Source organism: Nocardia sp. NPDC041819, assembly GCF_055590505.1.
Genome location: NZ_JBVJAP010000004.1, coordinates 303,864 through 324,044, shown reverse-complemented (window position 1 = coordinate 324,044; position 20,181 = coordinate 303,864). Strand labels below are relative to the sequence as shown.

At 68.9% G+C, this 20,181-nt stretch carries 22 protein-coding genes and 1 pseudogene; 9 read left to right on the top strand and 14 right to left on the bottom strand.

All coding sequences use genetic code 11. The features are described 5' to 3' along the window. Window positions 1-155: 155 nt before the first annotated feature. The 3 genes from ACZ6DL_RS16110 to ACZ6DL_RS16100 all read right to left on the bottom strand — a co-directional run bounded on the left by ACZ6DL_RS16110 (window position 156) and on the right by ACZ6DL_RS16100 (window position 3,629). Window positions 156-1,556, bottom strand: coding sequence for a DUF1254 domain-containing protein (locus ACZ6DL_RS16110; RefSeq protein ID WP_466051752.1), 1,401 nt, complete (start codon window positions 1,554-1,556; stop codon window positions 156-158). Window positions 1,557-1,709: 153 nt separating this feature from the next. Continuing rightward, window positions 1,710-3,119, bottom strand: a complete 1,410-nt coding sequence (locus ACZ6DL_RS16105; protein ID WP_466051750.1) for a DUF1254 domain-containing protein — start codon at window positions 3,117-3,119, stop codon at window positions 1,710-1,712. Window positions 3,120-3,335: 216 nt separating this feature from the next. Then, window positions 3,336-3,629, bottom strand: a complete 294-nt coding sequence (locus tag ACZ6DL_RS16100; RefSeq protein WP_040865713.1) for a hypothetical protein — start codon at window positions 3,627-3,629, stop codon at window positions 3,336-3,338. A 294-nt stretch (window positions 3,630-3,923) separates the two neighbouring features. Here ACZ6DL_RS16100 and ACZ6DL_RS16095 point away from each other — a divergent pair, with 294 nt between their 5' ends. Beyond that, window positions 3,924-4,199 carry a hypothetical protein gene (locus ACZ6DL_RS16095; RefSeq protein ID WP_040865712.1) on the top strand — a complete coding sequence of 92 codons (276 nt, stop codon included), beginning with the start codon at window positions 3,924-3,926 and terminating at the stop codon, window positions 4,197-4,199. Window positions 4,200-4,309: 110 nt separating this feature from the next. Here ACZ6DL_RS16095 and ACZ6DL_RS16090 read toward each other — a convergent pair whose 3' ends face one another. Further along, complete coding sequence (locus ACZ6DL_RS16090; RefSeq protein WP_466051747.1) at window positions 4,310-5,605, bottom strand: vWA domain-containing protein; 1,296 nt, start codon at window positions 5,603-5,605, stop codon at window positions 4,310-4,312. Window positions 5,606-5,774: 169 nt separating this feature from the next. On the opposite strand from ACZ6DL_RS16090, the gene ACZ6DL_RS16085 reads away from it, so the two are divergent. Then, the gene (locus ACZ6DL_RS16085; RefSeq protein WP_466052012.1) at window positions 5,775-6,038 is read left to right on the top strand and encodes a hypothetical protein; all 264 of its coding nucleotides are present in this window, start codon (window positions 5,775-5,777) and stop codon (window positions 6,036-6,038) included. Here the strand turns inward: ACZ6DL_RS16085 and ACZ6DL_RS16080 are convergent. Continuing rightward, the gene (locus tag ACZ6DL_RS16080) at window positions 6,007-7,464 is read right to left on the bottom strand and encodes an SDR family oxidoreductase (protein WP_466051745.1); all 1,458 of its coding nucleotides are present in this window, start codon (window positions 7,462-7,464) and stop codon (window positions 6,007-6,009) included. The genes ACZ6DL_RS16085 and ACZ6DL_RS16080 overlap by 32 nt on opposite strands. Before the next feature lie 137 nt (window positions 7,465-7,601). Here ACZ6DL_RS16080 and ACZ6DL_RS16075 point away from each other — a divergent pair, with 137 nt between their 5' ends. From ACZ6DL_RS16075 to ACZ6DL_RS16065, 3 genes are all read left to right on the top strand, one after another. Beyond that, on the top strand, window positions 7,602-8,747 hold the full coding sequence (locus ACZ6DL_RS16075) for an AI-2E family transporter (protein ID WP_466051743.1): 1,146 nt from the start codon (window positions 7,602-7,604) through the stop codon (window positions 8,745-8,747). 84 nt (window positions 8,748-8,831) lie between these two features. Further along, the gene (locus ACZ6DL_RS16070; RefSeq protein WP_466051742.1) at window positions 8,832-9,347 is read left to right on the top strand and encodes an OsmC family protein; all 516 of its coding nucleotides are present in this window, start codon (window positions 8,832-8,834) and stop codon (window positions 9,345-9,347) included. 48 nt (window positions 9,348-9,395) lie between these two features. Next, window positions 9,396-10,691, top strand: a complete 1,296-nt coding sequence (locus ACZ6DL_RS16065; RefSeq protein WP_466051740.1) for a bifunctional o-acetylhomoserine/o-acetylserine sulfhydrylase — start codon at window positions 9,396-9,398, stop codon at window positions 10,689-10,691. Between the two features lie 49 nt (window positions 10,692-10,740). Here ACZ6DL_RS16065 and ACZ6DL_RS16060 read toward each other — a convergent pair whose 3' ends face one another. The 4 genes from ACZ6DL_RS16060 to cutA form a co-directional block, all read right to left on the bottom strand. Beyond that, a complete protein-coding gene (locus tag ACZ6DL_RS16060) occupies window positions 10,741-11,241 on the bottom strand; it encodes a hypothetical protein (protein WP_466051738.1) in 501 nt (166 codons plus the stop codon). A gap of 23 nt (window positions 11,242-11,264) precedes the next feature. Further along, entirely contained in the window at window positions 11,265-11,702 is a 438-nt protein-coding gene (locus tag ACZ6DL_RS16055; RefSeq protein ID WP_466051736.1) for a hypothetical protein, read from the bottom strand. A gap of 670 nt (window positions 11,703-12,372) precedes the next feature. Beyond that, the gene (locus ACZ6DL_RS16050; protein ID WP_466051735.1) at window positions 12,373-12,687 is read right to left on the bottom strand and encodes a putative quinol monooxygenase; all 315 of its coding nucleotides are present in this window, start codon (window positions 12,685-12,687) and stop codon (window positions 12,373-12,375) included. 72 nt (window positions 12,688-12,759) lie between these two features. Then, on the bottom strand, window positions 12,760-13,086 hold the full coding sequence (cutA, locus tag ACZ6DL_RS16045) for a divalent-cation tolerance protein CutA (protein ID WP_466051733.1): 327 nt from the start codon (window positions 13,084-13,086) through the stop codon (window positions 12,760-12,762). Window positions 13,087-13,105: 19 nt separating this feature from the next. Between cutA and ACZ6DL_RS16040 the strand changes: the two are divergent. The 3 genes and pseudogenes from ACZ6DL_RS16040 to ACZ6DL_RS16030 form a co-directional block, all read left to right on the top strand. Next, window positions 13,106-13,303 (top strand): annotated as a pseudogene (locus ACZ6DL_RS16040) (PLP-dependent transferase); the annotation flags it as partial. 315 nt (window positions 13,304-13,618) lie between these two features. After that, complete coding sequence (locus tag ACZ6DL_RS16035) at window positions 13,619-14,434, top strand: hypothetical protein (protein WP_466051731.1); 816 nt, start codon at window positions 13,619-13,621, stop codon at window positions 14,432-14,434. 205 nt (window positions 14,435-14,639) lie between these two features. Beyond that, window positions 14,640-14,813: a CsbD family protein gene (locus ACZ6DL_RS16030; protein WP_040865702.1), complete on the top strand. Its 174-nt coding sequence runs from the start codon at window positions 14,640-14,642 to the stop codon at window positions 14,811-14,813. Window positions 14,814-14,912: 99 nt separating this feature from the next. On the opposite strand, the gene ACZ6DL_RS16025 is transcribed toward ACZ6DL_RS16030, so the two are convergent. Further along, window positions 14,913-17,018: an MMPL family transporter gene (locus ACZ6DL_RS16025; protein WP_466051728.1), complete on the bottom strand. Its 2,106-nt coding sequence runs from the start codon at window positions 17,016-17,018 to the stop codon at window positions 14,913-14,915. A gap of 86 nt (window positions 17,019-17,104) precedes the next feature. On the opposite strand from ACZ6DL_RS16025, the gene ACZ6DL_RS16020 reads away from it, so the two are divergent. Then, entirely contained in the window at window positions 17,105-17,599 is a 495-nt protein-coding gene (locus ACZ6DL_RS16020) for a MarR family winged helix-turn-helix transcriptional regulator (RefSeq protein WP_466051726.1), read from the top strand. Window positions 17,600-17,615: 16 nt separating this feature from the next. Here the strand turns inward: ACZ6DL_RS16020 and ACZ6DL_RS16015 are convergent, their stop codons facing one another. The 4 genes from ACZ6DL_RS16015 to ACZ6DL_RS16000 form a co-directional block, all read right to left on the bottom strand. Then, a complete protein-coding gene (locus ACZ6DL_RS16015) occupies window positions 17,616-18,425 on the bottom strand; it encodes an RNA polymerase sigma factor SigF (RefSeq protein ID WP_466051725.1) in 810 nt (269 codons plus the stop codon). Further along, a complete protein-coding gene (locus ACZ6DL_RS16010) occupies window positions 18,418-18,855 on the bottom strand; it encodes an ATP-binding protein (protein ID WP_040865700.1) in 438 nt (145 codons plus the stop codon). The genes ACZ6DL_RS16015 and ACZ6DL_RS16010 overlap by 8 nt, the downstream gene beginning before the upstream one ends. Window positions 18,856-19,083: 228 nt before the next feature. Then, a complete protein-coding gene (locus tag ACZ6DL_RS16005; protein WP_466051723.1) occupies window positions 19,084-19,575 on the bottom strand; it encodes a DUF4254 domain-containing protein in 492 nt (163 codons plus the stop codon). 110 nt (window positions 19,576-19,685) lie between these two features. Beyond that, on the bottom strand, window positions 19,686-20,111 hold the full coding sequence (locus ACZ6DL_RS16000; protein ID WP_393239716.1) for a VOC family protein: 426 nt from the start codon (window positions 20,109-20,111) through the stop codon (window positions 19,686-19,688). Window positions 20,112-20,181: the final 70 nt, after the last annotated feature.

Here is a 20,181-nt window from a genome sequence, read left to right as displayed (position 1 = left end):
TAACTCCTACGGCGGTCTGGGCGCAGACCTGACAACGATGCAGGGGACACGGTCAAGGAGATGCAACCACAGAACCAGGCTTCGTGAACAGTGTTTAGTAAAACCTGTTTACTTTTTTCGACGCGCCCCTCGGCCCAGCATCGCAGACCGGCTCGTCAGAGCGTGATCAGCGGCGGTGGCTGCCAACGCCGCTGCAAGACGGCCGCTTTCGGTGCGAACAACGCCAGGGTCACCGAGAACGGGTCTGATTCCGGGATGGGCAGCCAGTTGCCCCCGGGGACGCCGGAACCCGGATCATCGTGCTGGAGCGTGAGGTCGAGGGAGCCGTCCGGGTTGAGCACGACGGGCACATGGTGACCGATCGAGTAGATCTCGGCCGGATTGGACACCAGGTAATCGGCGGCGTCGTAGACGGCCAGCGACCAGAACGCGTCCACTGGCGGCAGCTCGCCGGAGGCGAAGTGCAGCCGGAAAGGACCAGAGCCGGCGGGGACCGCCGTGAAGAGGTAATGCGCGTCCTCGGGCAGCGGGATGCCGAGCGCGCCGAACGCGGTGACCGCTCGCAGCAGATAGTCGGTGCCGTACCGGCCCGCCCCGAGGTCGGAGACCCAGCCGTTGTCGTTGACCGTATTCGTTCCCAGCGTCACCGGGAGCTGCTGCTTCACGGTGTCGGCCGCGGCGGTCAGTTCACCTTCGGAGATGCCTTCGACCGCGCCGCCGGGCCGGATGCCGATCGCCGCGAAACGGCGCATGGCGGGCTCGTCCTCGGGAGCGGGCGGATCGACCGCGAGCACCGCGCACATCCGATCGAAGAAATCGCGCGCGTTCATCCCCATGACCTGATCGACCGGGCGTCGCGTCTCCGATTGCCCGCTGGGCGGCGCGCTCGCGGGCGGCGCGGCGCCCGCCGTCCACGCACTCAACGGAACCAGCCGCAACCTCTCCTGCACCGAGCGCACGACCGAGACGTCCTTCTCGCCGTCGACCTGGATACGCACGATCAGCCACACCGTCGGCGTGGGCATCGGCAAGGGCGTGAGATCTTCGGGCAGGGCACCCGACCAGCCCGGGCCGGTCACCGCGTAGGTGAACGACGCCGACCGCGCCTGCGGCCGGACACTGCTCGGGTTGTGCACGTTGTTCGTCCAGGCGTCCAGCACCTGCGCCAGCCAGAACCGGCCCCCTTCCATCGCGGGGACGCTCAGCACCATCGGCTCGTTCGTCACGTCGAGCCACGCGGTCGAGTGCAGCGTGTCCGGGTCCGGCCGCGCCACGTTCCGTTGTGCGTGGGTCGGCAACGAGGTCGCGTGCTCGAACCGGTTGACGGGCGTGGACGCCTCCGCGGCCATCCGGGCGACGTCCATCAGCACCAGCGGAAAGCCGAATACATAGGCGTCCTTGGCGATCGCTCCGGCCGCACTGGTCACCGTCGGGTGGGCCGAGTCGTCCTCGCCCGATCCGCCGCACGACGCCACGCCGAGCGCGGCCACCGACGCCGCCATCCCCAGCACGGTGCGCCGCGACAGCGCGGATTCACGGTAGGTCCGGTCGTCCATGATCCTGTTCCGTCTCCGATCCGATCGGTCGCCGAGCCGGTCCGTTCCGGAGTATAACCACCTCCGGCGGGAAAATAGCTGGTCAGCGCCCTGAACGGTCCTCGCGCCGCAGCGCGCTGAGCGGCCGGGAACGTGCGGCGGGGCGGAGTGCGGTCAGAGCACCGGCACCAACGGCGGCGGACGCCACCGGCCGTGGATGGCCTCCTCCTTCGGCGCGTACATCCGCAGGGTCAGCGAGAATTGACCGGCTTCGGGGATGGGCAGCCAGTTCCCGGCGGGAACGGAAGGGCCGGGATCGGTGTACTGCAACGCGATGTTGGTGGACCCGTCGGGGTTGAGCATCACCGGCTCCGGATGGCCCACCGTGTAGATCTCCGCGGGATTGGGCACCAGGTAGCTGTCGGCGTCGTAGGCGGTCAGCGACCAGAAGTTGTCGACGGGCGGTAGCTGACCCGGTGCGAAGTGCAGCCGGAATCGGCCCGTGCCGCCATCGCCGGTGCCGGTCGAGGCGAACAGCGTCGGATAGAAGGCGTTCTCCGCCGGACTCGCGCCGAGAGCCACCCTCGCGATGGCGGCGCGGAGCAGATAGTTGGTGCCGAACCGGCCGACGTCGGGGTCGATGAGCCAGCCGTTCTCATTGACCGTCCGCGCGCCGAGATAGACCGGAATCTGCTGCTGGGCGGTGTCCACCGCGGCGGCGAGTTCCACGTCCGAGAGGCCTTCGACCGCGCCGCCGGGCCGGATGCCGATCGTCTCGAACCGCCGCATGGCGGGTTCGTCCGCACGCGCGGGCGGATCGATCGCCATCAACGCGCACATCCGATCGAAGAACACCTTCGGGTCCATCTCGTCGACCCACTCCGGCGGTGGCTGCGCGATCCCCTCCCTGGGTGGCGCGGCGGGCGGCTCGGTGCCCGCCACCCACGCGCTCAACGGAGCCAGCCGCAACCGCCGCTGCAAAGAGTGCACAGCGGGCAGATCGCTCTCGCCGTCGACCTGGATCCGGACGATCAGCCACACCGTCGGCGTCGGCATCGGCAACGGGGTCAGCCCGGCGGGCAGGTCACCCGACCAGCCCGGGCCGGTCACCGCGTAGGTGTACGGCGGCAACACCGATCGCGCCTGCGGACGGCGACCGCTGGGGTTGTGCACGTTGTTCGTCCAGGCGTCCAGCACCTGCGCCAACCAGAACCGGCCCCGGTCCATCGGTGGGACGCTCAGCACCATCGGCTCGTTCGCCAGATCGAGCCACGCGGTCGACCGCAAGGTGTCCCGGTCCAGCCGCACCACCTCGCGCTGCGCCGGGGTGGGCAACGACGACGCGTGCTCGAACCGGTTGACGGGCGTGGACGCCTCCGCCGCCATCCGGGTGACGTCCATCAGCACCAGCGGGTACCCGAATTCGTAGGCGTCCTTGGCGATCGTGGCGGCGTCTCGGGGGACGGGATTCCTCTGCTCGGCCTCGCCGCAGGCCGCCAATCCGAACGCGGCCACCGATGTCGCCGCGATGCCCAGCGCCGTGCGCCGCGACAGCGTGAACTCACCCTCGGTCCAGTCGTCCATGATCCTGCTCCGCCTCCGATCCTATCGGGCACCGCGAGATCCGCACCGGAGTATAACCGCCCTCCGCAGTGAAAATCGCAGGTCAGCGGGGCAATCGCAGAAGGGGGAGCCGAGTTCGGCGGCGTCCCCGGCGAGGACCGCGGGCGGCGATCCCGCGCGGCACGCTCGTCGTCACCGACGAAGGCGCGCCGCCAGGATCGCCGCGACCGCCCGCGGTCAGAACTCCAGAACGGTGTTCATGATGGTGCCCGCGCTCGTGGCGACCACCCCGCCGAGCATCGCCCCCGCGATCATCTTCGGCGACTGCAATCCGCCGCCGCTCCACTTCTCCCAGGCGAATCTGCCGCCCGCGTAGATGATGCTGACGATGCCGGACGCGAGCGCGAACCAGGTCAGATACCGCACGAACTGTAAGAGCTTGTCCGCCAGGGGCGGAGCCTCCGGGGTCGGATTGCCGATCTGCGCCAACGTCGTGAACGAATCGCCGACCGACGCCAGAATGATGCTCACCGTCTACTCCCTCTACGCTCGAATGCAACCCTGCGTCGACCAGCCGCTATGCGAAAACTGTTCGACCACCGATGAATTCGGCCACGCCCAGGATACGGGCATGCGGCCCGCCGCGGTGTGCGCACGGTGCGGATCCTCCGCGTCCGGACACGAGTTCGGCTACCCGGGTGCGGGCAGGGGAAACACGAACTTCCCTGCGCTGCACCGACCTGACTGCATCGGGGCGAGCGAACGGATACGATCTTCTCAGCGATTCACTTGCCCCTGTCCCGAATCCAGAATGAGCGAACGACGATGATCATGGCCGCCGCTTTCGACACCTTGGCGCAGATCGGCAATCCCACCCCGGAAGCGCCGCCGATCTCCGACAAGTTCCTCCAACTGGTCCGCTACCTGACGTGGTTCGTACTCCTGTCGGGCATCTGCGGCATCATCTACGCCGGTGGGCGCTTCGCCTGGGAGAAGTGGACCGGCGGCGGGCTCGAGTCGCCGAAGATGGTGGCGGGAGCCATGATCGGCGGGGTGATCGCCACCAGCGCCGGCACCATCATGAACGCTGTCATCGGCTGATCCGCGGCGGAGCGATCACCGCCTGCCATAGCTTCTCGCTATGACAGGCGGGCGATGCTCCGTGGGCAGGGCAGCTGCGGGCTCGTTGCGGCGGTGACGCCCACGCGCGTTCAGCGCAGGATGTTCGCGTTTCGCGCGGCGCGCAGCCAGTCGGGGAACTCGCCGAGCAAGCGGGCGTAGAGCTGCGCGTCGTCGACCTGATCGATGTCGTCGAGTGCGAAGAACCCCGCGTTGTCGACCGCGCGGTCGGACAATTCGTCCAGGGTGCGCAGCAGACCGTAGTTGGCGCGCCCGAGGCCGACGAACTGCCAGAACGCGGGCAGCAGCGACGCCTCCCGCATGAGCGCGGCGATCTCGCGCTTCTTCGCGAAGCCCCCGTCGGTGAAGAACAGCACGAGAGTGGGGCTACCGCCGGGGCGCAACGAGTCGATGATGTCGCGCATGATCGGCAGTTCCTCGTTGCGGGCGCCGAGCGCGTCGTAGTCGATGCCGCCGTGGGTGCCGGTGAGGTGCAGATAGGTTCGTGCCCACTCCTCACCGTGCTCGACCGTGATGTCGGGCAGCTTGGCGAAGGAGCGGGCGTAGAGGTACGCCTCCAGGGTGCCGTCGTCGTCGAGCTGGGTGGCCACCGGAATCATCCGCTGCACGACGCGATGCACCACCTGGTCGCGATACTGCCGGTTCATGCTGCCGGTCTTGTCGATGACCAGAACGACGCGCGCGCGGATGCCGAAAACGTTCTTGTCGATGAGGACTTTCGCGACCTCCCGCTTGCGCAGGTCCAGTTTCGCCCGCTTTTCGAAGGAGAGCCGCGCCTCGCCGGGGACGGTGAACACGTCCGTCGCCGGGGTGGGCCCTGCCGCCGGGCCCGGCTCGGCTCGATTCGCGGACGAGGCCTCCACCACCGGGGCGTCGTCCACGCTCACGCCGTGATCGGTGACCAGCGCGGCGAATCCGCCCGCATAACCTTGCCCGACCGCTCGCACCTTCCATCCGCCTCGGCGGCGATACAGTTCGAGCGCGATCACCACGGATTCGCTGCCCAAGCCCTCGATGCGGTACTCGTAGAGCACGTTTCCCGCCGCGTCGGCGACCGTGGCGACCGGAGGCGCGACGCCGCCGAAGGTCTGCGCCGGATCGTCGAGAGTGAGCACCGCGCGTACTTGCGCGATGTCCACAGGCAGGTCGCTCAGCGAAACCGACAGCGCGCCAGGCGTTCCCGGCCCCAGCGACACGCCCGGTGCGCTCGGCTGATTGAAGAACACGAAATCCGCGTCCGAGCGCACCCGCCCCGCTTCGGTCACCAGCAGCGCCGACACATCCACCGTGGCCTCGGTGCGCACCGCCACCTGCACGCGCGCCACATCCAATGCCCCGTTCTGACCTTTGACCAATGCCGCGCTCACCGAGACTCCCAGCCGTCACTCCGAAATCGCCACCGGAATCAGCGTAAGTCCGCCACCGGGAGGATGCGGGGCGTTCGCCGCGTCATCGAGTACCTGTAGCGGTCAGCGTTGCCATCGGCGGCCGGTCGGCCGCTGGCACCGCGCCGGGGGCCATGCGCCAGCTCGAGCCGTGCGGGAGGTATTGCGTCAGCGCCGATCCCACGTCGGGGATGTCGAGCCTGCCGAGCAGCGTCGCGATCACCTGCCTGCTCATCTCGAACTGGCCATCCCCGCCACCTTCGACTTCCGCCCCTTCGGCACGCACTCCTGGGGTTACTGGCAGCAGGACCTGCACAACTCCTGGCCGGTGATCGCCGCGGCGCCGGCGATCGACGACTCCCCCGCTCCCGGTCAGCGGGTCATCACGTCCGGGACGATTCCGCGGCGCCGGTGATGTTGCGCGCCATCCCGCCGAAGATGACCGCGTGGAACGGCGCGATGGATTTCCAGTACAGGTGCCCGACCAGCCCGTGCGGTTCGAACAACGCGCACTGGCGATAGGTGGCGCCCGGGCCGTCCGGTTCGACCGTGAGCTCGAGCCACGCTCGGCCCGGCACCCGCATCTCGGCGCGCAAACGCAGCATCCGCGGTCGCTCCAGCCGCTCCACCCGCCACCAATCCAGCGCCTCGCCCTCGTGCAACCGGTGCGGGTCGCGGCGGCCACGGCCCAGACCGACGCCGCCGGCCAGCCGGTCTATCCATCCGCGCAGCGACCAGGCCAGCGGGAACGAATACCAGCCGTGTTCGCCCCCGATCGCCTCGATCACCCGCCACAGCGTCGCCGGGTCGGCGTCGGTGTGCCGTTCGCGCACATCCCGGTAGAGCGAACCGCCCGACCACTCCGGGTCGGTGGGCAGTGGATCCGACGGCGCGCCCGCCGAACGGGCGTCCGACCACCTGGTCGGCACGTCCAGATCGCGAATCTTCTGCAACGCCAGCGTCACCGCCCGCCGATAACCGGTCGATCCTTCCGGCGGGTCGGGGATGAGGTCGGCGATAGCGTGGTCGTGACAGACCACGTCGTTGATCAGGGATTCCATCAACGGCACGGCGATCGCGCGGGGCACCGGGGTCACCAGATTCACCCACTGCGCGGACAACCACGGTGTCAGCACCGGCACCGGCACGATCAGCCGTCGCGGCAGCTGAGCCACTTCGGCGTAGCCGCGCATCATCTCCATATAGGTCAGCACGTCCGGACCGCCGATGTCGAACGCGCCGCCGGCGCCTTCGGGCAGCGCCGCCGCCTCGGTCAGGTAATACAGCACGTCGCGCACCGCGATCGGCTGGATCCGGTTGCGCACCCAGCGCGGGGTGACCATCATCGGCAGACGCTCGGTCAGGTAGCGCAGCATCTCGAAGCTGGCCGAGCCGGAACCGATGATCACCGCGGCCCGCAGCACCAAGGCGGGCACCGAGCCCGCCCGCAGGATCTCGCCTACCTCGGCGCGGGAGGCCAGGTGCCGCGACAACCGCTGCGCATCCGGGACGATGCCGCCCAGGTAGACGATCCTGGTCAGCCCGGCGTCCGCCGCCTCGGCCGCGACCAGCGTGGCGGCCTCCCGGTCCACGGTGGCGAAGTCGGCCCGGGTCAGCGAGTGGATCAGGTAGTACAGCACGTCCTGGCCGTCCAGTGCGGCGCGCACGTCGGCGGCGGAGGTCACGTCACCGGCCACCACCTCGACGCGATCGCGCCAGGGCGCGTCGGCGAGCTTGCCCGGTGTGCGAGCCAGCACCCGTACCGTGTGCCCGGCGCGCAGCAGCTCGGGCACCAGGCGACCGCCGATGTAGCCGGTCGCACCGAACACCACACACCGCACGGCAACCACCCTTCCGATGACCTGCTCAGGTGATGACCCCGGGCTGCCGGGTCAAACAGCGCGTTCCTGAGCCGTGCGGCGCGGGTGGGCCGCCGCGAGCCCTGATCGATCGGGTTCGCACGTGCCAGACTGGGCCGGTGAGCGAACGTAGCAAAAGCCACGGACCGGACAAGCCCGCACCGCGGGATCGCGGCGACGTCATCGGTGCGGGCCTGGTGTGGCTGGCCAAGTGGGCGCTGTGCATCGTCGCCATCGCGGCGGGCGCGTGGGTGCTCGGATTCCTGGTCGCCCGGCTGTGGGTGGTGATCCTGCCGGTGGCGCTGGCGATCGTCGTCGCCACCGTGCTGTGGCCGCCCGTGCGCTGGCTCACCGCACGGGGCCTGCCACCCGCGGCGGCCGCCTCGATCGCGGTGCTCGGTTTCATCGGTGTGCTGGCCGGCATCATCGCGCTGATCGTGCCGTCGGTCGTCGATCAGGCGCCGGAACTGGCCGACAAGTCGAGCGCGGGCGTCGAGCAGGTGCGTGACTGGCTGCAAGGCCCGCCACTGAAAATCCGGGACGAGCAACTGGATTCGGCCGTGGACGCGATCGTCTCGCGGCTGCAGTCGAGTTCGGCTCAGATCGCGAGCGGTGTGTTCAGCGGCGTGACCACCGCGACGTCGGTGCTGGTCACCCTGTTCCTGGTGCTGGTGCTGGTGTTCTTCTTCGTCAAGGACGGACCGCGTTTCCTGCCCTGGTTGCACGGCGTCTCCGGCAGCCGCGGTGGCAAGCACCTGGAGGAGGTGCTCGGCCGGATCTGGGTGGTGCTCGGCGGCTTCATCCGCACACAGGCGCTGGTCAGCCTGGTCGACGCGGTGTGTATCGGCGCCGGGCTGGTCATCCTCGGAGTGCCGCTGGCACTGGTTCTCGCGGTGATCACCTTCCTCGGCGGATTCGTCCCGATGGTCGGCGCGTTCGTCGCGGGTGCGCTGGCGGTGCTGGTCGCGTTGGTGGGCAACGGTTTCGTGACCGCGCTGATCGTGCTCGGCATCGTCATCGCCGTGCAGCAGCTGGAAGGCAACGTGCTGCAACCGGTGCTGCAAAGCCGCAGCATGCAGCTGCACGCGGTCATCGTGCTGCTCGCGGTCACCGCGGGCGGCTCGCTGTACGGGATCGTGGGCGCGTTCCTGGCCGTCCCCGTGGTCGCGATGGCCGCGGTCGTCCTGCGGTACATCGGAGAGCAGATCGACGCGGCCACCGCGCCGCCGCCGGAGCCGGAGCCGGAGAGCGAGACCGCGGACTGACCGCGTCGCGGGAAACGCCATCGTTGCACTCAGTCCGAATGTAACTCTCGCCGTCGCCCGCCGCGGTTCCTAGCGTCACTGGACATGACAACTGATGTGAGCACCCCGCTCAACGACATCGCCGACGCGACGGCCAGGGCCGTCGCGGACGACGCGGCGAACGCGCTGGTGGTGTTCCGTGCCTCCGGAACCACGGAGGGGACGGTGGGCAGTGCGATCACCCTCGGCAAGTACACGGTGCGCGTGGACGAACCGCCCGCGCTCGGCGGCGCGGACACCGCGCCCAATCCGGTCGAGGTGTATCTGGCGGCGCTCATCTCGTGTCAAGTGGTGACCTACCGGTTCTGGGCGCAGCGCCTCGGCATCACGATCGATGATTTGTCGGTGAGCGCCGAAGGCGATCTCGACGTACGCGGATTCTTCGGCTTGGATGACAACGTCCGCGCCGGGTTCCAAGCGGTGCGGGTGACCGTTCGCATCAGTGGACCCGACACCGAGCAGCGCTATGCCGAACTCCAGCAGGCCGTCGACGCGCACTGCCCCGTGCTGGATCTCACCACCGGGCGCACCCCGGTCGACACCACCCTGATCACCGATTAGCCGCCGCCCCACCCCGATCGATCACCCACCAGAAGGAGGACCTCCCCGATGACCGAACCCGACCTGTCCCAGAACTGGAGCTTCGAGACGAAGCAGATCCACGTCGGACAGATTCCGGACGGCACGACCAACGCCCGCGCGCTGCCGATCTACCAGACCACCTCCTACACCTTCCGCGACACCGCGCACGCGGCGGCGCTGTTCGGTCTGGCCGAGCCCGGCAACATCTACACCCGGATCATGAACCCCACCCAGGACGCGGTGGAGCAGCGCATCGCCGCACTGGAAGGCGGTGTCGCCGCACTGCTGCTGGCCTCCGGGCAGGCCGCGGAGACCTTCGCGATCCTCAACATCGCCGGAGCGGGCGACCACATCGTCTCCAGTCCCCGGCTCTACGGCGGCACCTACAACCTCTTCCACTACTCGCTGCCCAAGCTCGGCATCGAGGTCTCCTTCGTCGACGATCCCGACGACCTCGAGCAGTGGAAGGCCGCCATTCGCCCGAACACCAAGGCGCTCTACGGCGAAACGATCTCCAACCCGCAGAATCACATCCTCGACATCCCGGGGATCGCGGGCGTCGCCCACGACAACGGCGTCCCGCTGATCGTGGACAACACCGTGGCCACGCCGTACCTGATCCAGCCGCTGGCCCACGGCGCCGACATCGTCGTGCACTCGGCCACCAAGTACCTCGGCGGCCACGGCGCGGCCATCGCGGGCGTGATCGTGGACGGCGGCACGTTCGACTGGACCGGTGGCCGGTTCCCCGGCTTCACCGAACCCGACCCGAGCTACCACGGTGTCGTGTACGCCGAGCTCGGCCCGCCCGCCTACGCGCTCAAGGCGCGCGTGCAACTGCTGCGCGACCTCGGCGCCGCGGTCTCGCCGTTCAACGCGTTCCTGATCAGCCAGGGACTGGAGACGCTGAGCCTTCGGATCGAACGGCACGTGCAGAACGCGCAGGCGGTGGCCGAATTCCTCACCGGCCGTTCGGAAGTCACCTCGGTGTCCTACGCGGGCCTGCCGTCCTCCCCGTGGTACGAGCGCGGCCGCACCCTCGCACCCAAGGGCACCGGCGCGGTGATCGGCTTCGAACTGGCCGGCGGCGTGGACGCAGGCAAGCGATTCGTCGAGGCACTGCGGCTGCACAGCCACGTCGCCAACATCGGTGACGTGCGCTCGCTGGTGATCCACCCCGCCTCCACCACCCACTCACAGCTGACACCGGAGGAGCAGCTGAACGCGGGCGTCACGCCGGGCCTGGTCCGCCTCGCCGTCGGCATCGAGGGAATCGACGACATCCTCGCCGACCTGCGCGCCGGATTCGCCGCAGCCTCCTGACGCGGTGCGCCCCGGAGTGATCCGCTCCGGGGCGTCGGGTGACTTCCGGTCAGGCCGCGAGCGGCGCGACCGTGATCGCTCGCCCGTCGCGAGTGGTCACGGTAACCCGCGGTGTCTCGCTGCCGGTCGCGCGGATGACCGCGAACGCGAGACCGTCCGCGCCGATGGGCACGACGCATTCCTCGAACGAGGACGTAACCGAAAGGGACACCGCGTCGTGGGCGGCTCGGCCGATCACCGCGAACCAGCCCTCACCGAACCGGTCGGCGGTGGCCGACCGGAACCGGGTGCCGAGTCGTTGCAGCGCCTCCCACGCCGGTGTGTGCTCGTGCCGAGGACCGGTCGGACGGGGTACGCCGAACATCGTTCCGCGCGTCGCCCACTGGTCACCGTCGGGGTGGACGAACACGACATAACGGCCCCGTTCGCCGTCGACGAGGACTGCGACGATCTCGGCCCGGACGATGACGTCGATCGGGGCGAGGCTCGAGTCAGCGGCCGCGAGGGCATCGAACGCCACGCTGACCGCTGGATGGTCCAGTGTGCCCATCGGCTGTGCCCTTCCCTGTCGTGTCAGCAGATCGCGGAAATGGTGGCACTGTTGTCGCCGCCGTCGTCCCACGTACCGGCGATCGCGGTCACCTCAACCTGGGTATGGAACCCGTAGAAAATTCCCGCCGACGAGCACGACGCGGAGTACAACGCTTGCACGTCGGGGTCGGTGCTGGTGTCGATGCGTTCGGCGTGCTTGTACCACTTCCCGTCGGCAGCATCGTAACGCCACAGCTTCGTGGTGACGCTGCGCATCGCAGGCCGACCGGTGCAGTGCACCTTGAACCCGTAGTTGATCGGGGCCATCGACCCGTGGTCGGTCTTCCACGGCTCGATGGCGTGGACGAAGCACACGATCTCGTCGTTCGCGGCGCGTACGGGTTCGGCGTCGGCGATGGTGGCCGTGCCGAGCACCAACGCGCTGGTGAGTAAGGTGACGGTTGTGCGCTGCTCGCCCACCCGCGCTACCTCCGTATCCGGGCCAGCACGCAATCCCGGATTGCACCTATCACCGCCAGCGCGGACGGCCGGTAAGAGTCGCTCGGAGCCTGCGCCCACACCCGGAACCGGTCACCGACACCATCAGCGGGTGACGGCAACGCGATCTGCGCACCGATTGGTGCGAGGGGGTCGCGTTCAGCCGGAACAACTCGGAGAACAGCGGCATGTCATGCGGGATATCCGGCGCCACCAAGAAGGTCCACCGCTTCGAACGCGGGTGCGAAATGATCGGTCCGGCAGGACCACCGAGTTGCTGCATTCGTATCTTCACCATCGCCCCTAATTGCGCGGGCACGGTGATCGCGCCGACACTGCCCGACGGTATGAAGATTCGGCCCAGCTCGGGATCGATGCGCGCCGGTAGCCCGCCGACGTTTCGGTAGAAGCGACACCGTGCCACCGGAGTCTCCAGGATTGTCGTGGGTGCGTCCGCGAAAACCGTTGTCGGCCTAGCCATCGCGGTCACCGAGCCACCGCCTCCAGTCAAAGCGATTGCCCCGGCGCAGACTCGCTGGAATCCAATGGTGCACGAGACAGTGCGGGCGCTGGCTCGAGCGGAAGCGCGCAGCGTCGACACCGTCCACGGCTTCGCCGTATGGTGCGGGATTGCCGCGCGTCTGTGATCCGGTCAGCCCGCCGCGGGCAGGCCCTTCGCATCCGCGGGCGACAGGAACTCCACCCGGAACGAAGCGACGTAGTTCTCCCGCTGGCTCAGGAAGTGGCGCGTGTGTGGTTGCCGCTCGTGCTCCTCGAAGGCCGAACGATCGCGGTACACCTCGTAGAAGATCCGCGACAGCGGCTCACCCTCGACGGTATGCGTGGCGTACACCAGCGTCCCGGGTTCGAAGTCGGCTATCGCTCGAACGGTTTCCGCCACCAACTTGTCGAATTCGGTCGCCTTCCCGGCGTCTTGCAGGTCGAACCTCACGACGAGCGCGAACATGACCCCTCCTCCGCACAGTGCGCCCCGGCCGGATGAGGATTCGGGACACGGCCACCGTACAGGCAGATGCGGCTATGCCACTGTAGAGCGGCCCACCCAGTCCGCGTACTCATCGGGGCACCATGCGATGGGCTGGCCGGTCAGCTCCGGGTTGTCCCAAGGGTGCAGCTCCTTGATCCTGGCGGCGAGCTCGTCCCGGGTGGTGTCGGAGGTTCGCAGCTCGACGCGCCACTCCTGGCCTTCACCGGATTCGCCGAGGTGCCAGAACACGGACTTGATCGGGCCGGTGATGAACGCACCCGCCGCCAGCTTCTCCGTTACCGCGGCGTGAGCGATGGATTGGGCAGCGTCTTCGGTGGGGGTAGTGGTCGTCACGGTCCACACACTCGGAGTTGCCATTCCGACAGACTAGGGGACAGCACGCGTCACGGACCGGCGATCAATAGCGGCCGTCCATGTCGGGCGGCGGCCGATAACCTCCACCCACTCACAACTCACACCCGAAGAGCAGCTGGCCGCGGGCGTCACCCCCGGCCTGGTCCGCCTCGCCGTCGGCATCGAAGGAATCGACGACATCCTCGCCGACCTGCGCGCCGGATTCGCCGCAGCCTCCTGACGCGGTGCGCCCCGGGGTGGTCGACCCGGGGCGCTCTGCTCGGCCGCGATGCGGACCGGAAGCCTTGCAGCGGGGCCGAAACCCGTTTCCCCGCCGGTTTTCCTGAACTCCGTCAGCAATTTGACCGCAATCGCGAACGTCATCGGTTGCCGTACGGCGCCACCGATATTCGATACCGCCGCACGGATTCGATTGGCACGTGGAGCGGTTCCTCGCTATCGGAAAAGAAATCCGAATTTCGCGCATCCGTAGGGCTTTCTGAATCGAACTAGAAAGGTAGGTATATGTCCTCTTCAGAATGAGGTGGGTAAGTCCATGGGCATAGCAGTACCCGAAACTCCAGCACACCCCTTCTTACGCCGCGCCGCCACGCTGGTCGTCGCGGGCGCCATCCCGTTGTCCGTGGTCGGCGCGGCGACCGCCACCGCTGATCCGCTGCTGCCGGAGATCTCCGTCCAGCTCCCGTTCGCTCCGGCGCCCGCCGTCGGCGTCATCACCCCGGTGGCCGATCCCGCGGACCCGGGAGCCCTTCCCCCCGAAGCCGTTCCGCTCGCGCCCCCGGTTTCGGCGGGCCGCAACGACCTGAGCGTCAACCGGCCGATGCCGGATCCGAACGTGCTCGCCCCGATCGTCCCGCAGCGGCTGCACCTGCCCAACCCGGCCGCCCCGGCTCCCTCGGTCGCGCCGATCGAGGCGCCTCCCGGCACCCTGCGCGTCGGTTCGGTGGTGATCGGCAGGCCGGACTTCCTGACTCCCGAGCAGGGCAAGATGTTCAACGACGCGATCGCGGGCCCGGAAGCCGGCATCGCGCAGACATTGGACTCGGCGGGCTTCGAGCCGTCGCGCTCCGACGCCATCGCCGCCGACGTCCTCGGTTCCACCGCCATCGGCGCCTCGGTGGGCAGCATGGTGGCCTCGCCGGTCGCCTCGATCGGCGCGGTCATCGGCGCCGTTTGCGGCGCCATCGCGGGCCTGCCGATGTTCCCGACCGGGACGGTAGCCGTCATGGCCTTCGGCGCCGCCATCGGTTACGGGTTCGTCGCGTCCCCGGCCATCGCCGTCGGCGCGGCTGTCGGCGCGGGTGTCGGTGTGCTCCAGGGGCTCCTCACGCCGCCCACGGTGCCCGCCTAGTAATTCGCTTTCCGACGTGCTCCGCCACCGGAGAACGCCGCGCGGCCTCGTCGTTCAGATACGCCCGAATTTCGCGAAGACCCGGTTTCGACCGGGTCTTCCGCTTCGCGCGGAAAGGCCGGACGTTTGGCTTCTCGATAACGGGCTATCGCGAAGAAGACCGGCTGAAGATGGTCGGCCGGTCTCTTCACAAGGAGGTTGTGACATGAGCACAGTCGACAAGGCGAAGAATAAGGCCGATAAAGTCGCTGGTCAGGCCAAAGAGAAGGTCGGCGAGGCGACGGGCGACCGGGGGAAGCGCGACGAAGGCCGCACCGACAAGGTCAAGTCGGACCTGAAGGACGCAGGCGAGAAGGTGAAGGACGCCTTCAAGCACTGACCACCGTGGAACGGCGCCGCGGGAGGTGGTCCCCGGCGCCGCGCATGATCGAAGCGATGGCAGAGATACGCCTTCCCGAGCGGATGGCCGCACGAGCGGTCATCCGCTCTTCTCTGTGCCTTCCGTGCGCCGCGCCGATTCGGCGGCGTCGTCCCCCTCGACGAGCCGCAGCTCGCTCGGCCACCAGAGCTTGCGACCGATCAGGCTGAACAGCGCCGGGATCACCACCGTGCGCACCACGAAGGTGTCGAGCAGGATGCCCAGGCCCACCACGATGCCGACCTGGGTGAGCGTGATCAGCGGGAGCACGCCGAGCACGCAGAATACCGCGGCCAGCACGATGCCCGCACTGGTGATCACCGCGCCGGTCACCGCCACCGCCCGCACCATGCCGCGCGTGGTGCCGTACCGCGGCGTCTCCTCGCGCGCCCTGGTGACCAGGAAGATCGTGTAGTCGACGCCGAGGGCGACCAGGAACAGGAATGCGAACAGCGGCACGCTGATGTCCAGCGCCGGGAATCCGAACACGTGCTCGCTCATCCAGCTGCCCAGACCCAGCGCGGCCAGCGCGCTCAGCACCGTGACCGCAACCAGCAGCAGCGCGGCGGGCACCGCGCGCAGCAGCGCGAGCAGTACCACGAGCACGACGACGAGGATGAGCGGGATGACCACCTTGCGGTCCCGGCTCGCGGCGGTCTGCACGTCCAGCGCCTGGGCGTCGGTGCCGCCGACCATCGCGTCGGCTCCGGGCACCCGCGCGACCGACGCGCGCAGCGCCTCGATCGTGTCGAAGGCGCGCGCGGAAGACGGTGGGGCGTCGATCACCACCGACCACCGGGTCAGTCCGGTCGGCGAGGTGCCCGTCTGTGAGGTCAGTACCACGCCATCGGTGCGGCGCAACGCCTCATCGATTCCCGCCGCCGCATCGCTGCGCGCGAGGACGATCGCGGGATCGGAAGCCCCGGAGGGGAAATGCCGCGCGAGGGCGTCGAATCCCTCCACCGACTCCGCGCGGACCCGGAACTGCTCGGTCTGCGAGAGTCCCACCTGCGTCGACAGCAATCCGGTCGCGCAGACCGCGAGCACCACGATCGCACCGCCCGCGACCAGCGCGGGCCTGCGCACCACCCGCGCGGCGATCGCGTGCCAGACGCCCTCCTCCGCCGTGTCGCGGTCGTCTGCCTCCGGCACGAAGGGCCAGAACACCTTGCGCCCGCACAACGCGAGCGCGGCGGGCAGCGCGAGCAGGACGAACACCACCGCCACCAGCAATCCGAGCGCGGCCATCACACCGAGACTGCGTGTGCTCGGCACCGAGGCGAGCAGCAGCACGAGCAGCGCGGCGACCACCGTCACGTTGCTGGCCAGGACCGCGGGCCCGGCGCGCCGCACCGCCTGCCGCAGCGCCGCGCGGTGGTCGGATTCCCGGTGCAGTTCGTCGCGATAGCGCGATACCAGCAACAGCGCGTAGTTGGTGCCGGCGCCGAACACCAGCACGCTCGTCACACCGGAGGTCGAACCGTCGAAGGTCAGGTCGGTCAGGCGCGCCAGCGCGGTTCCCGCGCCGGTGGCCACCCGATCGGCCGCACCGACCACCGCGAGCGGCACCAGCCACAGCACGGGTGAGCGATACGTCGCGATCAGCAGCACCGCGACGACCACCGCGGTCACCGCCAGCAGCGTGACGTTGGCGCCGGAGAACGAGTCGGCGATGTCGGCGCCGAAGGCCGGACCACCGGTGACCTGGAGAACCAGCCCGTCGGGCAAGCCGTCCCGCGCGGCGGAACGGATCTCGTCGATGCGGTCGGTCAGCGCGAATCCGTTCAGGTCGGCGCTCACCGGAACCTGCCCGATCGCCGCCTTCCGGTCCGGCGCGGCGAGTAGGTCGCCCGGACCGGGCGGGCGTCCCGACGCGCGGGAGACCGCCGCGGCGGCGGCGTTCCGGTCGTCGTCGGTCAGTTCGCCGTCGTCGGCACGGGTGACGACGACGATGGCGGCGGCCGTCCCGGCGTCCGGGAACTCCTCCAGCGCCTGTTCGACGTGCGCCGATTCCGCCGAGGACGGTAGCGCGGTCGGGGCCTGCCCGGCGGACTCGTTCTCACCCACCGCACCGATCAGGCCTACCGAGGCGGCGGAGAGCACCACCAGCAGCACCCACGAGGTCCGGGCGGTCACCACCGACGCATAGCGATCCCAAGCGCTCACCCCGCAACTCTCTCAGAAACTGAAATATTAAGCAATTGAGACACCTGCTGAACTACGCTGACCCCCGTGTGGAAAAGGATGCGCCGTTGACCCCTGAGCCGAACGCGGACCGGCCGGACCGTGATGGATTGGAAGCCGGCATCGCCGCCGACATCCGCGCCCTCACCGCGATCTCCGAGCAGATCGGCCAGGTCTTCGCGCGAACACACCAACTACGCGCCAACGACTTTCGCGCACTCATGCACGTCGCGACCGCCGAGATCGAGGGCGCGCCGCTCACCGCGGGCGGGCTCGGCAAATTGATGGGGATCTCCTCATCGGCGGTGACCTACCTGGTCGAGCGCCTGATCGACTCCGGTCACCTGCGCCGCGCCGCCGACCCGACCGACCGAAGACGAGTCATCCTGCACTACGACGAGCACGGCATGGACGTGGCCCGCGGCTTCTTCACCCCACTCGGGCGGCAGACCCGCGCCGCGATGGCCGAACTGGCCGACGCGGACCTGGCCGGCGCGCGCCGCGTCCTGGTCGCCGTGGTCCAGGCGATGCGCGAATACCACGACGAGCTGACCGGCGAGTGAACGCCGCGCGCGTGCGTCAGTCCCGCAGAGCCTGCTCGCGCAGCGATTTCAACGTCTTCGACAGAATCCGCGAGACCTGCATCTGCGAACAGCCGATCCGCTGGGCGATCTGCTCCTGGGACATCGAGTCGAAGAAGCGCATCACCAGCACCTGCTTCTCGCGCTCCGGCAACGCGGCCAGCAGCGGCTTCACCGCCAGATAGTTCTCCACGGTGCCGAAATCCGGGTCCTCGGCGCCGAGCGAGTCCAGCAGCGAGGGGCCGCCGGATTCCGAATCGTCGGTGTCGGAGGCGGCATCGATCGAGGAGGTCTGGTAGGCGTTGCGGGCGATGAGCGCCTGGGTCACCTCGTTCAGGTCGGCGCCCAGTTCCTCGGCGATCTCCCGCGCCCGTGGCATCCGGCCCAGCCGCTGCGACAGGATCTCCACCGTGGGACCGATGGTGGACTGGATCTCCTTGAGCCGACGCGGCACTCGCACCGACCAGGCGTAGTCGCGGAAATGCCTGCGCACTTCGCCCATGATCGTCGGCACCGCGAACGACAGGAAGGTCGCGCCGTGTCCCGGATCGAAGCGGTCGACGGCGGCGAGCATGCCCACCCGGGCGATCTGCAGCAGGTCCTCGAAGCTCTCGCCGCGCCCGCTGAACTTGCGGGCGATGTGTTCGGCCAGCGGCAGGCAGCGCTCGATCAGCTCGGCGCGCACGGCCTCCCGGCGCGGATCGTCCGGGGCCAGCGCGGCCAGTTCGGCGAAGAGCGGCTCGATATTGTCGTAGCTGTCTCCCCGCGATTTGCGCTTCGCACCGGCCGAATTCGACTCGCTACTCATTATTCGAGCCGCCGCGGACCCAACGGAAGTCGACGACAGTCGGGTAGCCGCCCGCGGCGGAGTCGTGTGCGCCGCGGGTGGCCGAGACCGAATCCGTCAGCGTCGCGACGATGTGCCAGCCGAAGCCGGACTCGTCCGGGCTGGTGTCCGACACCGTGACGGTGGACACGCGCACCTCCACCGCGTCGTCCTCGAAGCCGAACCCGCACTCGAGCTCCGCCCCGTCCACCGCGTCCAGCACCAGGGCGCTGGCCACCTCGTCGAGGGCCAGCCGGATATCGGTCACCTCATCGATGCCGAAATCGGCCATGAGCATGACGGTCTCGGCCAAGGCACGCAGCATCGCCAGCTGTTCGGAGACCGCGGGCACCCGCACGCTGATCGTGCCGGTCCGCGTAGTAGCGGGAGGAGTCCCCTCACCCTTGCTCATGCACCGCTCCCAGAAAGTCGCGCCGTCCGTCGGAGCGCTCAGCCTACGCCCTCTCGTCCACTCGCTTCGATCGGCCACGGCACAACGCGTGCGTCTTCGCCCGCGGCGACAGGTCACGATGGCCCGCGCCGACTCCCCACCATCGTCGACAATGCGGATGACCTGCACCTTCCCCGGGGTGGCAGACTCCGCCTCCTCGGGTCCGGTGCTCGATCACTCCCGCCCGGATCATTCGGTTCCGGGGACCGGCAACGGCCCTACCCGTTTCGGCGGAAGACGACGACGTCCGTCACCGACCGCACGCACCAGATCGGTGTAGGCGATCTCCAATTCCGCCAGCCGGGTCCATGCCGCGTGCATGCGCTCGCCACCCGGATCGTCGTTCATCAGCAGATGGAACGCCTCTTCCGCCACGGCGGCCATCCGGTCGATCATCACGCCCAGGCTGACGTCGTGCAGCCGCACACCCGACGCGGCGGACGGCAGCTGCAACGTCGCCCACGTGTCGATCCGGTCGACCAGCTCGGCACGGCGCCGCTCCAGCTCGGCCAGGTCTCGCGCTTGCTCACGGCGCTGCCGGTGTAGTTCGGTCAGCTCGCGCGCCCACCGGCTCACCGGGCCCTGCACGTGCTGACCGCCCAGCGCGCACAGCAGAGCGCTCGGGCTCGGCAACGCCGAACTCTCGGACAGCTTTCGTGGTCGCGCACGCTGGACCAGCATCGGCTACCTCCTCGGCACGACCACACCGATGCCGCGGCCCGGTCGTCGAAGCCTTCTTCAGGACAGCGTTCATTCCGGATCGAGCATGCCCGCGCTGGGCGCATGCAAACTCACAGTGGCGCAGTGAGTTCGAGATGTATGCCGTCGGGATCGGAGAACGAGAGGATCGCGATGCCGAAATCGGCCATTTCCTTGATCTCACCGTGTTCGATGCCTGCCTCGGACAGGCGCGCGGCCGCGGCCACCAGATCGTCCCGCGCGGGGACGGCGAAGCTGAGGTGGTCCAATCCCACACGCTCGGAATCGAATCGATCCGTCGCGGCGGCCACCGGGCGCAGGCCGAGCAACATCCCGTTGGCCTGGAACACCACCCCGCCGAACAGGCGCATCGGGTCGGCGCGCACCGCCGGATCGTCCGGGCTGCCAGGCGATTCGGCGGCGATCGGGAAGCCGAGCACATCTCGGTAGAAAGCGCGGGACCGCTCGATATCGGTCACTGTCAACCGGATGTGGTGCGTCCCGGTGGTTTCGATCATGGTCACGCGAACTCCCAAGCGTCGAGGTACTGCGGGCTCGAACGACTCCGCGGGCGGCGGGCCGTCTCGC

What these genes read in the sequence shown, in the direction of transcription:
- ACZ6DL_RS16050 (WP_466051735.1), bottom strand. Translation starts at nt 12,687, where the DNA reads ATGTTCGCGCTCGTCGTGAGGTTCGACCTGCAAGACGCCGGGAAGGCG.
- ACZ6DL_RS16105 (WP_466051750.1), bottom strand. Translation starts at nt 3,119, where the DNA reads ATGGACGACTGGACCGAGGGTGAGTTCACGCTGTCGCGGCGCACGGCG.
- cutA (WP_466051733.1), bottom strand. Translation starts at nt 13,086, where the DNA reads ATGGCAACTCCGAGTGTGTGGACCGTGACGACCACTACCCCCACCGAA.
- ACZ6DL_RS16095 (WP_040865712.1), top strand. Translation starts at nt 3,924, where the DNA reads ATGATCATGGCCGCCGCTTTCGACACCTTGGCGCAGATCGGCAATCCC.
- ACZ6DL_RS16005 (WP_466051723.1), bottom strand. Translation starts at nt 19,575, where the DNA reads ATGCTGGTCCAGCGTGCGCGACCACGAAAGCTGTCCGAGAGTTCGGCG.
- ACZ6DL_RS16065 (WP_466051740.1), top strand. Translation starts at nt 9,396, where the DNA reads ATGACCGAACCCGACCTGTCCCAGAACTGGAGCTTCGAGACGAAGCAG.
- ACZ6DL_RS16010 (WP_040865700.1), bottom strand. Translation starts at nt 18,855, where the DNA reads ATGAGCAAGGGTGAGGGGACTCCTCCCGCTACTACGCGGACCGGCACG.
- ACZ6DL_RS16110 (WP_466051752.1), bottom strand. Translation starts at nt 1,556, where the DNA reads ATGGACGACCGGACCTACCGTGAATCCGCGCTGTCGCGGCGCACCGTG.
- ACZ6DL_RS16015 (WP_466051725.1), bottom strand. Translation starts at nt 18,425, where the DNA reads ATGAGTAGCGAGTCGAATTCGGCCGGTGCGAAGCGCAAATCGCGGGGA.
- ACZ6DL_RS16060 (WP_466051738.1), bottom strand. Translation starts at nt 11,241, where the DNA reads ATGGGCACACTGGACCATCCAGCGGTCAGCGTGGCGTTCGATGCCCTC.
- ACZ6DL_RS16030 (WP_040865702.1), top strand. Translation starts at nt 14,640, where the DNA reads ATGAGCACAGTCGACAAGGCGAAGAATAAGGCCGATAAAGTCGCTGGT.
- ACZ6DL_RS16000 (WP_393239716.1), bottom strand. Translation starts at nt 20,111, where the DNA reads ATGATCGAAACCACCGGGACGCACCACATCCGGTTGACAGTGACCGAT.
- ACZ6DL_RS16035 (WP_466051731.1), top strand. Translation starts at nt 13,619, where the DNA reads ATGGGCATAGCAGTACCCGAAACTCCAGCACACCCCTTCTTACGCCGC.
- ACZ6DL_RS16070 (WP_466051742.1), top strand. Translation starts at nt 8,832, where the DNA reads ATGACAACTGATGTGAGCACCCCGCTCAACGACATCGCCGACGCGACG.